The sequence below is a fragment of the Clostridium sp. UBA1652 genome (assembly GCF_002320975.1).
Lineage (GTDB): Bacteria > Bacillota > Clostridia > Clostridiales > Clostridiaceae > Clostridium_T > Clostridium_T intestinale.
On sequence record NZ_DCLI01000087.1, the window covers coordinates 92167 to 105751 of the forward strand.

Annotated in this window: 17 protein-coding genes and 1 riboswitch; of the genes, 1 reads left to right on the top strand and 16 read right to left on the bottom strand. The window is 30.8% G+C overall.

Going from position 1 to position 13585, the window contains the following annotated elements:
* Positions 1–17: 17 nt before the first annotated feature.
* The 7 genes from B3N22_RS19265 to B3N22_RS19295 form a co-directional block, all read right to left on the bottom strand.
* The gene (locus B3N22_RS19265; protein WP_073018195.1) at positions 18–320 is read right to left on the bottom strand and encodes a hypothetical protein; all 303 of its coding nucleotides are present in this window, start codon (positions 318–320) and stop codon (positions 18–20) included.
* 336 nt (positions 321–656) lie between these two features.
* Positions 657–1271 (bottom strand): superoxide dismutase, encoded by a 615-nt coding sequence (locus B3N22_RS19270; RefSeq protein ID WP_238902702.1) that lies wholly within the window; start codon positions 1269–1271, stop codon positions 657–659.
* Positions 1272–2010: 739 nt separating this feature from the next.
* The gene (locus B3N22_RS19275; RefSeq protein ID WP_286909687.1) at positions 2011–2808 is read right to left on the bottom strand and encodes a MetQ/NlpA family ABC transporter substrate-binding protein; all 798 of its coding nucleotides are present in this window, start codon (positions 2806–2808) and stop codon (positions 2011–2013) included.
* Between the two features lie 20 nt (positions 2809–2828).
* Positions 2829–3470 carry a methionine ABC transporter permease gene (locus B3N22_RS19280; RefSeq protein ID WP_238902704.1) on the bottom strand — a complete coding sequence of 214 codons (642 nt, stop codon included), beginning with the start codon at positions 3468–3470 and terminating at the stop codon, positions 2829–2831.
* Position 3471: 1 nt separating this feature from the next.
* A complete protein-coding gene (locus B3N22_RS19285) occupies positions 3472–4434 on the bottom strand; it encodes a methionine ABC transporter ATP-binding protein (protein WP_238902705.1) in 963 nt (320 codons plus the stop codon).
* 132 nt (positions 4435–4566) lie between these two features.
* Positions 4567–4683, bottom strand: a riboswitch (SAM riboswitch).
* Positions 4684–4885: 202 nt separating this feature from the next.
* A complete protein-coding gene (locus B3N22_RS19290) occupies positions 4886–5089 on the bottom strand; it encodes a DUF350 domain-containing protein (protein ID WP_073018184.1) in 204 nt (67 codons plus the stop codon).
* A gap of 89 nt (positions 5090–5178) precedes the next feature.
* On the bottom strand, positions 5179–5814 hold the full coding sequence (locus tag B3N22_RS19295) for a ComEA family DNA-binding protein (RefSeq protein ID WP_286909688.1): 636 nt from the start codon (positions 5812–5814) through the stop codon (positions 5179–5181).
* Positions 5815–5944: 130 nt separating this feature from the next.
* Between B3N22_RS19295 and B3N22_RS19300 the strand changes: the two genes are divergently transcribed.
* Complete coding sequence (locus B3N22_RS19300; RefSeq protein WP_286909689.1) at positions 5945–7222, top strand: D-alanyl-D-alanine carboxypeptidase family protein; 1278 nt, start codon at positions 5945–5947, stop codon at positions 7220–7222.
* A 24-nt stretch (positions 7223–7246) separates the two neighbouring features.
* Here B3N22_RS19300 and B3N22_RS19305 read toward each other — a convergent pair whose 3' ends face one another.
* The 9 genes from B3N22_RS19305 to rplU all read right to left on the bottom strand — a co-directional run bounded on the left by B3N22_RS19305 (position 7247) and on the right by rplU (position 13413).
* Positions 7247–8140, bottom strand: a complete 894-nt coding sequence (locus tag B3N22_RS19305) for an RluA family pseudouridine synthase (protein WP_286909690.1) — start codon at positions 8138–8140, stop codon at positions 7247–7249.
* Between the two features lie 18 nt (positions 8141–8158).
* Complete coding sequence (locus B3N22_RS19310) at positions 8159–9418, bottom strand: LCP family protein (protein ID WP_286909691.1); 1260 nt, start codon at positions 9416–9418, stop codon at positions 8159–8161.
* 1 nt (position 9419) lies between these two features.
* Positions 9420–10001: a bis(5'-nucleosyl)-tetraphosphatase (symmetrical) YqeK gene (gene yqeK / locus B3N22_RS19315; protein ID WP_286909692.1), complete on the bottom strand. Its 582-nt coding sequence runs from the start codon at positions 9999–10001 to the stop codon at positions 9420–9422.
* A gap of 2 nt (positions 10002–10003) precedes the next feature.
* A complete protein-coding gene (nadD, locus tag B3N22_RS19320; protein ID WP_286909693.1) occupies positions 10004–10615 on the bottom strand; it encodes a nicotinate-nucleotide adenylyltransferase in 612 nt (203 codons plus the stop codon).
* Positions 10615–10911 (bottom strand): ribosome assembly RNA-binding protein YhbY, encoded by a 297-nt coding sequence (gene yhbY, locus B3N22_RS19325; protein ID WP_073018169.1) that lies wholly within the window; start codon positions 10909–10911, stop codon positions 10615–10617. Before yhbY ends, nadD begins: the two co-directional genes overlap by 1 nt.
* A 17-nt stretch (positions 10912–10928) precedes the next feature.
* The gene (obgE, locus tag B3N22_RS19330) at positions 10929–12233 is read right to left on the bottom strand and encodes a GTPase ObgE (RefSeq protein WP_286909694.1); all 1305 of its coding nucleotides are present in this window, start codon (positions 12231–12233) and stop codon (positions 10929–10931) included.
* Between the two features lie 190 nt (positions 12234–12423).
* Positions 12424–12723: a 50S ribosomal protein L27 gene (gene rpmA, locus B3N22_RS19335; protein WP_021800631.1), complete on the bottom strand. Its 300-nt coding sequence runs from the start codon at positions 12721–12723 to the stop codon at positions 12424–12426.
* Positions 12724–12727: 4 nt separating this feature from the next.
* Positions 12728–13099 carry a ribosomal-processing cysteine protease Prp gene (locus B3N22_RS19340; RefSeq protein WP_021800630.1) on the bottom strand — a complete coding sequence of 124 codons (372 nt, stop codon included), beginning with the start codon at positions 13097–13099 and terminating at the stop codon, positions 12728–12730.
* Positions 13100–13101: 2 nt separating this feature from the next.
* The gene (gene rplU, locus B3N22_RS19345) at positions 13102–13413 is read right to left on the bottom strand and encodes a 50S ribosomal protein L21 (RefSeq protein WP_021800629.1); all 312 of its coding nucleotides are present in this window, start codon (positions 13411–13413) and stop codon (positions 13102–13104) included.
* Positions 13414–13585 lie beyond the last annotated feature (172 nt).

The window sequence follows — 13585 nt, forward strand, 5'->3', positions numbered from 1 at the left end:
GATTTTCCTCCGTAAGTTTATTGAACATTAAATATTTTTTCTCCTAATGTTCTTCCTAAGCTATTTTTTGTAATTGTGTAATATAGTATATTTGAAGTAACATATGTGAAGAAATATATCCCTATCTCAACCACAATCTTATATCCAATTACCTTTAAAATTAAACTAACTATAAAAAATAATATAAATGCTAAAAATGCCACTATAGTTTGATCTGCTATAGATATTATTAATCTTCCAAAGAAACCTATTTCACCATTCTTTTTATTACTATTTTCTTCTTTAGCAACTTCCTTAACAATTCCCTCGTTATTGTCCATATTTATACCTCCACTTCATAACATTCTTTTAATATACTATAAAAAGCTTTTTATGTAAATAAAGTTAACCTTAATGTAAATAAAAAAGTCGCCAAGGCGATTATGAGCCGTCGACTTTTTTTGCGTATCTGCCTTTCCAAACGCATGTGAGGAAAAACTGGTAGGCGCTCAATTTATTTTTTTATTCTTTAGGAGCTTCACGCAGACTTATTAGATTCATATCTAATTTAAGTTATCCAAAGCTTTAAAAAACATAATTTCTTAAAGAATAAAAAAACTACCTAAGTTTTACACTTAGGTAGTAAAAGGGGACATTTTTAAGGGGAAGAAATAACTTTACTTTATTGCATCTTTATATAATTCTGCTGCGTAATCCCAATCAACTACGCTCCACCAAGATCCAACATAATCTGGTCTTCTATTTTGATATTTTAAGTAATATGCATGTTCCCATACATCTAATGCTAATACAGGCTTAGCTCCATCACTTACTGGAGTATCTTGATTAGCTGTTGATACTACTTCTAACTCATTGTTTTTATTTACAATTAACCAAGCCCATCCACTACCAAATCTTGTAGCAGCTGCCTTGCCAAATTCCTCTTTAAATTTATCAAAGCTTCCAAATTTATCATCAATAGCTTTTCCTAAATCTCCTGTTGGGTTACCACCTTTATTAGGACCCATAAGTTGCCAGAAAAGTGAATGATTATAGTGACCTCCACCATTATTTCTTACAGCAGTTCTTATATCTTCTGGTACAGCATTTAAATCTTTAACTAAATCCTCAACTGATTTCTCTTGAAGATCTGGATACTTTTCTAAAGCTGCATTTAAATTGTTTATATAAGTAGCATGATGTTTAGTATGGTGTATAGTCATTGTTGTTTCGTCTATATATGGCTCTAACGCGTTATATTCATATTTTAGTTTTGGTAATTCATGTTTCATAATTAAAATCCTCCGTGTTTCTTAATTTCTATGATTTTATTCTATCATAGTTGATATTAATAATCAATATTATTTAATAATTATATTATGTTATTTCTCTCGACATTATTTTTATTCCCGCTTTAGCGTTTTTATATCCTGCACAAATTTTTCAAACATCTTAAACGTCTTATCAAGAGCTCATTTTTATAGAGAATTACCTTAACTTCTCTCAAATAACACTTTTTAAACATTTAACTTTTTAAACATTTAACTTTTTAAACATTTAACTTTTTAAACATTTAACTTTTTAAACATTTAAACATTTAACTTTTTATTAAACATAGTATTTAATGAATCTAATGAGGCTTGAGAAGAAGCCTCTACAGCAACAAGGTGTTTACTTTTTATTAAACATAATATTTAAGTAAAATGACTCTAATGAAGCTGTGGAACGCTTCTACAGCAACAAGGTGTTTAACTTTTTATTAAACATAATTATCAATTAAAATGACTCTAATGAAGCTGAGGAGCGCTTCTACAGTATTAAAGTGTTTAACTTTTTTAAACATAATAATACTAAGCTATGAATTTAATAAAGCTGAGAACCACTTCTACAGCAGTAAGGTTGCGGTAGAAGTGGTTCCTAGTTTCAGTCTTATATTTTATAAATAATGAATTTAATGAGGCTTTAGGAGCAGCCTCTACAGCAACAAGGTGCACAAATTAAATTCATGATAGCTTTTTGTATTTCTAGTTATTAAAATGCTGGAACTACTGCTCCATCATATTTCTCTTCTATGAATTTTTTAGCTTCTGGAGATGTTAAAGCTTCTTTTAAAACTTTAATTTTTTCTGTTTCTTCATCACCTTTTCTTACTGCTAAAATGTTAGCATAAGGTGAATCTTTTGATTCAATAGCAAGAGCATCTTTTACTGGATTTAAGCCTGCATCTAATGCATAGTTTGTATTTATAACAGCTGCATCAACTTGTGCATCATCTAAAGTTCTTGGAAGTTGAGCTGCATCTAATTCAGTAATTTTTATATTTTTAGGATTTTCTGTTATATCATTTGGAGTTATTAATTCTCCATCTTTAACTTTGAATAATCCGTTATCTGCTAATAATTTAAGTGCTCTCGCTCCATTAGAAGCATCATTTGGTATAGCTATATTTGCTCCATCTTTTATATCATCAAATTTTGCAACTTTTTTAGAATATAAACCCATTGGTTCAATATGGATTTTTGCTACCCAAGTTAAATCTAATCCTTTTTCTTTGTTCATATTTTCTAAGTAAGGTACATGTTGGAAGAAGTTTGCATCTAATTCTTTTTCATTTAATGCAGTGTTTGGTGTAACATAGTCATTAAATTCTACTACATCAAGTGTGTAACCTTTTGCTTCTACTAATGGTTTGATTTCATTAACTATTTCTTCGTGTGGTACTGGTGTAACACCTATTTTTATAGTTTTATCGTCTTTTTTTCCGCATGCAGTTAAACTAAATGCTAATGCCCCTACTAATAATATTGATAATAATCCTTTTCTTTTCATATTAAGAACCCCCTAATTTTTTATTTTGTTTTCTTTTTATAAATATAATTCCCCAAAGACTGTAATCCTTGAACAAATACAATTAAAATTAATACAGTATAAAACATTACATCTCCTCGGAATCTGTTATATCCATATTGGATTGCTGCAGCTCCAAGTCCACCTCCACCAACAGCTCCTGCCATTGCTGAGTATCCTACTATACTTATTATTGTTAGTGTTATTCCTAAAATTATACTTGGCATGGCCTCTTTTAGCATAACTTTAAATATTATTTGTGAGTTTGTGGCTCCAAATGATTTTGCAGCTTCTATTACTCCCTTATCAACTTCTCTTAAGGAAGATTCTAGTACTCTAGCTACAAAAGGTGCAGCCGCTATAGTTAATGGAACAATTGCCCCCTTGATTCCTATACTAGTTCCTACTATTGATTTTGTAATAGGAACAACTACTACCATCAAAATTATGAATGGTATACTTCTTAAGACATTTACTATTACATCTAAAGTTTTATATATAATACTGTTTGGCTTTAATCCATCTGGTGCAGTAAGAATTAATACTACCGCTGGTATAAATCCTATGAGTACAGCAAAGAATGTTGAAACAAAAACCATTATTAGCGTTTCATTTATAGCTTTAAGTAATATATCATTCCACATCCTATAGCACCTCCCAGATTATATCTTTAGATTTTAGATAATTTATTGCTATATCTTTATACTCTTCTTTGATGTTTATAACAAGACTTCCTAAAACATCATCTCTAAACTTTTCAAGTTTGCCCCATACAATTGAGAAGTCTATATTTAATTCTCTTGCCATTGCAGTTATTATTGAATTCTCACTTAAATCTTTAGGGAAATATAATCTTATATTTACTCCTGTTTCTGGAAGTGTTTCTTCTTCCTCATCACCTAAAAACTTTTTAAGGCTCAAGCCTGGACGTAAGAATAATTCTTCTGCATTTCCTTCTGCTCTAATTACCCCACCTTCAATTAAAGCAACTTTTTCACATATTTCTTTAACAACTTCCATCTGATGTGTTACTACAACTATTGTTATTCCTAGTTCCTTATTTATCTTTAATAATAAAGATAATATATCTTTTGTCATTTTAGGATCTAGTGCTGAGGTTGCTTCATCACATAAAAGTATCTTTGGTTCCAAAACTAAAGCTCTAGCAATTGCTACTCTTTGCTTTTGACCACCGCTTAAACTTGCTGGCTTACTTTTTTCTTTTTCTGTAAGTCCAACTAAATCTAATAATTTATATACTTTTTCCTTTATATCTTGCTTATTGTAGCCCCATACTTCTAAAGGTAATGCAACATTATCAAAGACTGTTTTTGTTTGTAACAAATTAAAGCCTTGAAATATCATCCCCAAATCTTTTCTGAATTCTCTTAATCCTCTAGGAGATAGTTCAGCTACTTCTTGCCCCATAACTTCTAAACTACCTGAATCATAGGTTTCTAGTCCATTTATGCATCTTAGGAGAGTTGATTTTCCTGCTCCTGAATGTCCTATAATCCCATAAATTTCGCCTTCTTGAATTTTAAGGTGTATATCTTTTAATACTTCTGTTCCATGGAAACTTTTGCTTAAGCCTTTTATTTCTATCATTTATTTCCTCCAAATTGTTATACCTAGGTAAAGTGAAAAATATCGCTACGACGACTTTTGAGCCATCGATTGCAATAAAAAAAGCGCTAGAGAATAAACTCCGCGCGATAATAACAGCCCTAGAAATCTATCCTCTCATCTATCAGCTAAAAAATAGCTGCAGGAATTAGCACCATGCATAAATTAAATGGAATTTATGTTGGTTGCTGGGTTTCATAGGGCCAGTCCCTCCACCTCTCACGATAAGAAACAAAAAAGTTTTATTTAGTTTATGTTTATAACTATAATATATAGTAAGGCTATATGCAATAGGTATTTTCTCTTTTTGTGAATTATTTAATATTTTTATATAATTATTAATTTTCTATCACCATTTAAATGTTTACACTTGATAATATTATTGTTTATTTAATAAAATCAGCGCATTCTTATATAGAATACGCTGATTTTATTAAGCTATAACTTGAGAAACTATTATTCCTATTGCAATAAGTACTCCTGCTACAACAATAGCTACCGCTATGTTACCATTTTCTAATTCTTTATCAAAATCAGCCTTTATAACTTTATCAAATAGTATATAACCTATAAGCATTATTGCTATTCCAACTATTCCAAAAAGAAAGCTTAATCCAACGTTAATAAGTATATCCATGAAACCTTCCCCCTTATATATTATAGTTATAATTTTAATATACTATTTATACATATTCTACTATTTTTTATATTAATTATTTGTTATTTCTAAATACTTATTTTATCCTTTAGCTTTTCGAAGGTAGCTTCTCCAACCCTATCTATATTTTTAAGTTCCTCTATATCTTTAAAGCCACCATTTTTCTCCCTATATTCAATTATCTTTCCAGCCATAACCTTACCTACTCCTGGAAGAGTATCTAATTCGGCTTCAGTAGCAGAATTTAAGTTAATCTTCCCATCTGTTTTAGAAGTACTCTGTCCACCTGTTCCGGATACTGATACACTTTGAGCTTGAACGCTTTTATCATCTATATTCCCAACAACTATACACTCATGGTTTTGGAGTTCTTTTGCAAGGTTAATGGCTGAGGTATCCCCTTTTTCAGTAAGTCCACCAGCTTCTTCAATTAAGTTTTTTACTATAGCCCCTTTTTTCAATGTGTATACTTCTGGATTTTTAACTTCCCCTTTTATTTCTACAACTATAGTTTCAGTTTGAGCTACCTTCTCTTGAGTTTTAACCTCTTTATCTTGTGTACTTTCCTCAACAAACATATTTTCAATCTCTTCATTAGTTAGGGGCTTTGGTCTATTTATGTAATAATAAAACCCTCCTATAACTACTAATAGAGTTACAAGTATTCCTATTCCAATAATCTTTTCTTTTTTTCTAATTCTCATAAGACCTCCAACTTTTATACTAGATCTTTCATTTATTTATGATTATTGACATAATTTAAACATAATATAGAAATATGTTTAATAATTTGTTATACTTATTTTTAAATGATATTAACCGACGGGGGATAAAATGAAAAGATTTGTTTATTTTATTGCATTAATGTTTTTTTTCACTATTTTTTTAGGAAATCCTGCAAAAGCCGCTCAAGTTCCTAATGTTGATTCTGAAGCTGCTGTTTTAATGGATGCTGCTACCGGAAAGCTATTGTACTCAAAAAACCCTAATGAATCTTTAGCTCCAGCATCAACTACAAAAGTAATGACTGCTTTAGTTGTTTTAGAAAATGCTGATTTAAATGCAAAAGTAACTATAGGTAAAAATCCTCCAGCAGTTGATGGAACTAGACTTGGTTTGATTGAGGGAGAAGTTTTCACTGTAAATGATTTACTTCATGCCATGCTTCTACTTTCAGGTAATGACTGTGCTGTAGCTTTAGCTGAATATGTAGGAGGATCAGTGGAAGGTTTTGCTGAAATGATGAATAAAAAAGCTAAAGAAATAGGAGCTAATAACTCCCATTTTACTAATCCATCTGGTCTTTATGATGAAAATCATAAAACTACTCCTTATGATTTAGCTTTAATTACTAGAGAAGCTGCTAAAACACCTCATTATTTAGAAATTTCTCAAGCTGCTGTTTATGAATTTCCTCCATCTAATATAAATGGTGAGAAAAAATGGGCGGATAACAAAAATAGTCTTATAAGAAAAAATAGTATGTATTATTATCCTTATGCTCTTACTGGTAAAACTGGCTATACCATAGACGCTAAACATTCTTATACTTCTGTAGCTGAAAAGGACGGTCAAAGATTAATAGCTACTTTTATGCGTTCTGATATTAAAAATTCCTTTTTTCTAAACGCAAAAGATTTATATGAATATGGATTTAATAATTTCAGCTTAGTAAAACTTTATTCTAAAGGTCAAGAAGTTTCAAGTTATGAAGTTGATAAGGATACTACAATCCCTTTATTAGCTACTCAAGATGTTTATTACGTTACTGATAAAGGACAAGAAAAAAATGTAAACTCTAAAGTTGAAAGTGAAACTAAAGATTTATCTAAAACTTCTTTTAAAAGAGGAGAGGTTATTTTAAATTCTGAAGTAAAAGTAAACAACGAAAATTACATAGCTCTTCCTTTAGCTTCTGGAGAAGATAGAGAAGTTAAACCAGTAACTACAACAGTAAAAGAAAGTATTTTAAACAAAAATTCACTTCCTATAATTTTATCAGTAGGCAGTTTTTTAGGAATTCTTTTTCTTCTCAAATATAAAAATCATATTAAGAGAAAAAAACTTAAAGCAAAATATCCTAATATATTTAATAAGAAGATGAGAAAATAGAGCATTTGCTTTTTTGCAAATGCTCTATTTTTTAATTTTTTCTATAAGTTCTTTCATATCGCCGGGCATTTCTGCTCTTAGACTTAATTTCTCTCTTGTTCTTGGACTATAAAAATCTAATCCATATGCATGAAGAGCCTGCCTTGGTATTAATTCATCTTCCTCTTCCCCATATAGAAAATCTCCATAAATAGGGTTTCCTAAATAACTTAGGTGAACTCTTATCTGATGAGTCCTTCCTGTTTCTAAAAGACATTCTACTAGGTCAGCATTTTCATATCTCTCCAAAACCTTATAGTGAGTTATACTTTCCTGCCCTCTAGGGTCTACAACTCTCTTTATTACATCATCACTTTCTCTATAAATAGGTTTATTTATGGTACCTTCTCTTTCTTTTAAGTTACCATGAACTAAAGCTAAATATCTTTTTTGGAAGTGCTCTTCTCTCATCTCTTTAGAGAGCTGCATGTGTGCAAATTGATTTTTAGCAATAATTATAAGCCCTGATGTATTCATATCTAGTCTGCTCACAAGTCTAACAATAGAATTTTGTCCTGTTTCTTTAAAGTAATACATAACTCCATTAGATAAAGTTCCATTAAAGTGGCTTTTAGTAGGATGCACAACCATGTATGGCTTTTTATTGATTACTATTATATCTTCATCTTCATATACAATATCTAGATCCATTTTTTCCGGTTCTATATTCTGACTCTCTTCTTTATCTAATATAACCACTATATGTTCACCTTCTGATACCACATAGTTCATTTTTACTGCTTTTTTATTTACTAATATTCGTTTATCTAAAGCAGCCCCTCTTATTAGCCTTGTTGATAAACCCAAATCTTCTTTTAAATATTCTCTAATTTTTCGTTTATCATACTCAGCTGGTACTGTCTTTTGTATCTTACTCATTTTTGCTCCTTAATAAATCTATTCTTTATAGTCGCTTCCTATTAATATTATTGCATCATATCCTTGAGGATTATCTTCTAACTCCTGAATAGTTCCAGTTCCTAAATCATCTACTATAAGTTTTCCAATTTCCTTATTATTAGTTTTTATAATAGTTTTGCTTCGTTCTTGAGTATTACCTGTGTCTATAGCACTGTAGCCTTTTGTTTTTAAATTTTCCGACATCCTTGATGCTAATCCTGTAATTCTAGTTCCATTTAAGATATTTATCCTTAAATTTTTCTTCTTTATAGCACCATTACTAGACTCTGATCCACTCAGTAATCCAAGGGTTTCAATATTCATATTTCTATTGTATACCACATAGGAGGCTCCCCCTATAGTTTTAAGATCTCCTTGTAAAGTAGCCGTAGTTACGTTGCTTTTATCTAAATCTTTAAGCCCTAAACCATAAGAGATAATCTTACTTGGTGACATATTAGTTTTAACATAGGCAGGCAATACATCTAGTATTCCTTTTATGTTTGTAATTATAGCTGGTGATGTACATTTTTCTATAAGCTTGTTTATGAACTTATGCTGATTTTCTATTCTATCTAAGTCTCCATTTGCAAAACCTGTTCCATCGTTGTTTTTTCTCCATCTAAAGAATTCTTCTGCCTTTTTACCATCCAAAAGAACAGTTTCACCTTTATTGAATCTAATATGAAGATCTTGCGCATCGTCATCATAATACATATTTCTTTCAATATACATTTCAACTCCGCCAACAGCATCTACCAGAGCTCTAAATCCTTCATAATCTATTTTTACAATATAGTTAATATCTGCTTCTATAAGTTTTTCTACCTCGCTTTGTATGAGTTTTTCTCCTCCTATAGCGTAAGCAGCATTTATCTTATTATTTTTTTTATTAACCTTTATTAACATATCTCTAGGAACTGAAATAAGACTTGCTGCATTATTTTTAGGTTCATAATGAAGCACCATGATGGTATCTGTTCTCTTTATACTTTCATTATCCTTTTGATTAACATCTCCTATATCTAATCCAAGTACAAGTATATTAACAGGTTCTTTTGCCTTTACTTCATTTGGAGCTACTGAAACCCCATCTGTACTAAATTTCCCAAAGAAATTATAAAAGTAAATAACAGTAAAAACAACTGCTGCTATTATTGCAGTCAATACACCACTCATAATCATCAATCGTCTTTTTCTTTGTTTTTCGTAGTAGGCTTTTTTCTTTTTGCTTCTATACTCTTCACCGTTATCCATACTATTCTAAGCCTCCCTTACCATTAATGATAAGATAATTCCTAGCCTCTATAGTATTAGGATGAATAAGTCCACCTTGTTTTAATATATAATTTATGGTATTATTTAATCCCACTATCACACCTTTATCCAAGTCTTCAAAAGTTAATTTTCTTAACTCTTCAACGCCAGGATAAACCCTGTTAGGCTCTATATAATCAGCTATATATATTATCTTTTCTAATAGCGTCATATTTTTTTTACCTGTTGTATGATAAGCAGCTGCACTTAAAACCTCTTCATCTTCAATACCCATTATATTTTTACCTATAATGGCTGCAACTTTTCCATGTAAAAGCTGAGGTGTTTTTTCTTCTATATCATCTATTTGCTCAAAATTCTCCTCTAGCATCTTCTTCATAGAAATAATGTGCATATTTTTAGCACTATCATGAATTAAAGCTGCAAGTTCTGCTTTTTCTTCATCAACACCATTTATTTTTGCTAATGCTTTGGCTGTCTTAACTACACCTAGTGTGTGTTCATATCTACTCTCTTTTAAATTCTCTCTAAGATATTGTAGTATCTCTTCATTACTCCACATAATTATCTCTCCTTATATAATCCCATATATCCAATATACTCCCTTACCTCTTCTGTTAATACTTCATCAGGTACAGGCAACCCCTTTTCTATTTCTTCTCTTATTTGAGAAGACGATATATTTAATTCTAATAAGTCCAAATATATAATCTCATGATTGTATTTTTCTTCAACTTTATTTTTCTCTTCTAATAATTTCTCTTTAGGAAAACCAGGTCTACCAAACACCACTAAGGTAGCATTATCCAATATTCCCTGTACATTTCTCCAGTTATTTAGCTGAAGTAAGCTGTCTGCTCCAGCTATGAAATAAAACTTACAATCTTTATTTACTTCATTTAAATGTTTTAATGTAAGATAAGTATAACTTAATCCACCCTTGCTTATTTCGTAATCACTTACATCAAAATAAGGGTAACCTTTCGTAATAAGCTTAACCATTTCATATCTTATATTTTCATCTGTAATTTGTTTATGAGTTTTGTGAGGAGGACTTCCGGCAGGCATAAATATAATTTTGTCTAGTTTTAATCTTTTGTAGGCTTGTTCTGCGATATATATATGGCCATTATGAGGAGGATCAAAAGTCCCCCCCAATATACCAATTTTCTTCATTATTTTGTCTTTAACTCTATCTTAGGTTTTTTAGTACTTTGTTTGTAAAGTACCAATTTACTGCCTATAGCCTGAACGCCTTCACATCCTACTTTTTCACATATTATGTCAGAGGCTTCCCTTGTCTCTAATCCTGAGTTTTCAAGTACCTTTATCTTTATTAATTCTCTTGCTTCTAAGGCATCTTCAACCTGTTTTATAAAGGTTTCTTCTATACCATTTTTACCTATTTGGAATATAGGATCTATATTATTTGCAAGAGATCTCAAATAAGCTCTTTGCTTACTAGTTATCATAAAATCATCCCTTCTTATTACATTAAGTATTCAAATTCAAAGTCATTAAGTCTAACGAAGTCTCCATCCTCTATTCCCATTTCTCTAAGTTCATCTAAAATTCCTTTATTTTTCAGAACTTTATGGAAATATCTTAACGAGTCTGCATCATTAACATTAACAGCAGTTAATAGTCTATCTACGAAGCTACCTTCTATTACATAGACATTTACCTTGTTACCATCTTCGTTTTCTTCGCCTTCTTCAACTCTAATCTCATAAGTAAATCTTCTTTCCTCTTGTACATACATGTCTTCTTTAGAGATTTCAAGTTCCATAACTGGAATACTTTGAAGCATTCTTGCAGCTTCTTTTATAACTTCTTCTACTCCAGTATTAGTAGCAGCTGACATTTTAAATACTTTATCATATCCCATTTCATTTAGCTTTTGTTTAAACTGTGTATATACTTCTTCATCGTATAACATATCTGCTTTGTTTGCCACAACGATTTGAGGTCTATCCCAAAGTTTTATAGAATATTTTTTAAGTTCTTCATTTATCTTTAGGAAGTCTTCCATAGGATTTCTTCCTTCAACTCCTGATATGTCTACTACATGTATAAGTAGTCTTGTTCTTTCTATGTGTCTTAAGAATTTTATTCCTAGGCCTACACCTTCTGAAGCTCCTTCAATTATACCTGGTATATCTGCCATAACAAATGGTTCTATTCCTGGTACACTAACTACACCTAAATTAGGTTTTAAAGTTGTGAAATGATAGTTAGCTATCTTTGGTCTAGCTTTAGAAACTATTGAAAGCAATGTTGATTTTCCTACATTAGGGAACCCTAATAAACCTACATCTGCTAAAAGTTTAAGCTCTAATAATACCCATCTTTCTTCACCTGGCATTCCAGGTTCTGCAAAGTTAGGCGCCTGTCTTGTAGGTGTTGCAAATTTAGCATTACCTTTTCCACCTTTTCCTCCCCTACAGATTTTATAAGAATCTCCAGGATGAGAAAGGTCTACCATAATTTTATTAGTTTCTACGTCTCTAATAATAGTTCCCATTGGAACCTTAATTATTAAATCCTCTCCATCTTTTCCATAACATTTAGAGCCCGAACCATTAACGCCTCTTTCAGCTATAAACTTTCTACTATATTTAAAGTCTAAAAGAGTAGTCATATTGGTATCTACTACAAATGTTATGTCTCCGCCATCTCCACCGTCTCCTCCATCTGGTCCACCTAGAGGAACATACTTTTCTCTTCTAAAAGATATAGAACCATTTCCACCGTCACCAGATTTTAGAAAAACTTTGGCTGTATCTATAAACATATAATCACCTTACCTTATTTTCTATATATATTATTAACAGGTATTTTTTTATTAATCTCTTAAATATTACAACATGGAAATTTATTTTGCAAATACATAAGAGTTACAAATAACTTATTTTTTTCTTAAGCCACTTTTGTAATAAATTTAAAAAAGCACCCTAACTTAGGGTGCTTTGCTACTGAGTAAATTATTCAGCTATCTCTTCAACCTGTACTGGGTAAACAGAAACTTTTTTCTTATCTTTACCCACTCTTTCGAATTTAACAAGTCCATCAGCTTTTGCAAAAAGAGTATCATCTTTACCTCTTCCAACATTTGTACCTGGATGGATTTTAGTTCCTCTTTGTCTAACTATGATGTTTCCAGCTAAAACAAATTGACCATCTGCTGATTTAACTCCTAATCTTTTAGATTCAGAATCTCTACCGTTCTTAGAGCTACCTACTCCTTTTTTATGAGCAAACAATTGAAGGTTCATTATTAACATGGTGTTACACCTCCTCTTTTAAAAGAAATATATATTTATCACGTTTATTTTTTCCAAAACTTTGTTCTAAGGATATCATTATACTTTCTAAGCTAAGTTCAAAGGTTTTTAAAAGCACTTGTGCCTTTAATAATTCCTCTTTCTCTATATCGCTTAAATCTAAGCTTATGTATCCATCATAGATTTCATAACTACAATTTATTTTTAATACACTCTCTAAGCCTATAAGTAAACTTTGAGAAAGTACAGATACAGAATTACATACCATATCGTAAGCTTCACCTATTATAACAGCTTCAGCATCTCTAACAGCATGACCTTTTATATCAACTGCAATTATATTATCATCTTGAAATTTAATTACTACTTTAATCATAATTAAGCTTCGATCTTTTCAACTTGGATCTTAGTGTAAGGTTGTCTGTGTCCAGCTTTTCTTCTGTAGTCTTTTTTTGGTTTATACTTGAAAACTACAACTTTCTTTGCTTTTCCTTGAGCTAATACTTTAGCTACAACCTTTGCACCTTCAACCACTGGTTTACCAACTTTAACTTCACCGTTGTTAGATACAACTAAGATTTCGTTAAATTCAACTGTTGAGTCAACTTCAGCATTCAATTTTTCAACGAATAGAACGTCTCCTTCTTGAACTCTGTATTGTTTTCCCCCTGTAGTTAATACTGCGTACATTAAAAACACCTCCTCATTACGGTCTCGCCATTTTAGGTACAAAGATTTAACTTTGTTTTAATTAAAAACCTGTTATGTGCGGTTACTATGAAATTCTATCATATAGCTTATGCTTTGTAAAGAAAAGTTTTCATAATATTGGACATTTATATTATATATATATTCTAATAAA

What these genes read in the sequence shown, in the direction of transcription:
- B3N22_RS19265 (WP_073018195.1), bottom strand. Translation starts at nt 320, where the DNA reads ATGGACAATAACGAGGGAATTGTTAAGGAAGTTGCTAAAGAAGAAAAT.
- B3N22_RS19270 (WP_238902702.1), bottom strand. Translation starts at nt 1,271, where the DNA reads ATGAAACATGAATTACCAAAACTAAAATATGAATATAACGCGTTAGAG.
- B3N22_RS19275 (WP_286909687.1), bottom strand. Translation starts at nt 2,808, where the DNA reads ATGAAAAGAAAAGGATTATTATCAATATTATTAGTAGGGGCATTAGCA.
- B3N22_RS19280 (WP_238902704.1), bottom strand. Translation starts at nt 3,470, where the DNA reads ATGTGGAATGATATATTACTTAAAGCTATAAATGAAACGCTAATAATG.
- B3N22_RS19285 (WP_238902705.1), bottom strand. Translation starts at nt 4,434, where the DNA reads ATGATAGAAATAAAAGGCTTAAGCAAAAGTTTCCATGGAACAGAAGTA.
- B3N22_RS19290 (WP_073018184.1), bottom strand. Translation starts at nt 5,089, where the DNA reads ATGGATATACTTATTAACGTTGGATTAAGCTTTCTTTTTGGAATAGTT.
- B3N22_RS19295 (WP_286909688.1), bottom strand. Translation starts at nt 5,814, where the DNA reads ATGAGAATTAGAAAAAAAGAAAAGATTATTGGAATAGGAATACTTGTA.
- B3N22_RS19300 (WP_286909689.1), top strand. Translation starts at nt 5,945, where the DNA reads ATGAAAAGATTTGTTTATTTTATTGCATTAATGTTTTTTTTCACTATT.
- B3N22_RS19305 (WP_286909690.1), bottom strand. Translation starts at nt 8,140, where the DNA reads ATGAGTAAGATACAAAAGACAGTACCAGCTGAGTATGATAAACGAAAA.
- B3N22_RS19310 (WP_286909691.1), bottom strand. Translation starts at nt 9,418, where the DNA reads ATGGATAACGGTGAAGAGTATAGAAGCAAAAAGAAAAAAGCCTACTAC.
- yqeK (WP_286909692.1), bottom strand. Translation starts at nt 10,001, where the DNA reads ATGTGGAGTAATGAAGAGATACTACAATATCTTAGAGAGAATTTAAAA.
- nadD (WP_286909693.1), bottom strand. Translation starts at nt 10,615, where the DNA reads ATGAAGAAAATTGGTATATTGGGGGGGACTTTTGATCCTCCTCATAAT.
- yhbY (WP_073018169.1), bottom strand. Translation starts at nt 10,911, where the DNA reads ATGATAACTAGTAAGCAAAGAGCTTATTTGAGATCTCTTGCAAATAAT.
- obgE (WP_286909694.1), bottom strand. Translation starts at nt 12,233, where the DNA reads ATGTTTATAGATACAGCCAAAGTTTTTCTAAAATCTGGTGACGGTGGA.
- rpmA (WP_021800631.1), bottom strand. Translation starts at nt 12,723, where the DNA reads ATGTTAATAATGAACCTTCAATTGTTTGCTCATAAAAAAGGAGTAGGT.
- B3N22_RS19340 (WP_021800630.1), bottom strand. Translation starts at nt 13,099, where the DNA reads ATGATTAAAGTAGTAATTAAATTTCAAGATGATAATATAATTGCAGTT.
- rplU (WP_021800629.1), bottom strand. Translation starts at nt 13,413, where the DNA reads ATGTACGCAGTATTAACTACAGGGGGAAAACAATACAGAGTTCAAGAA.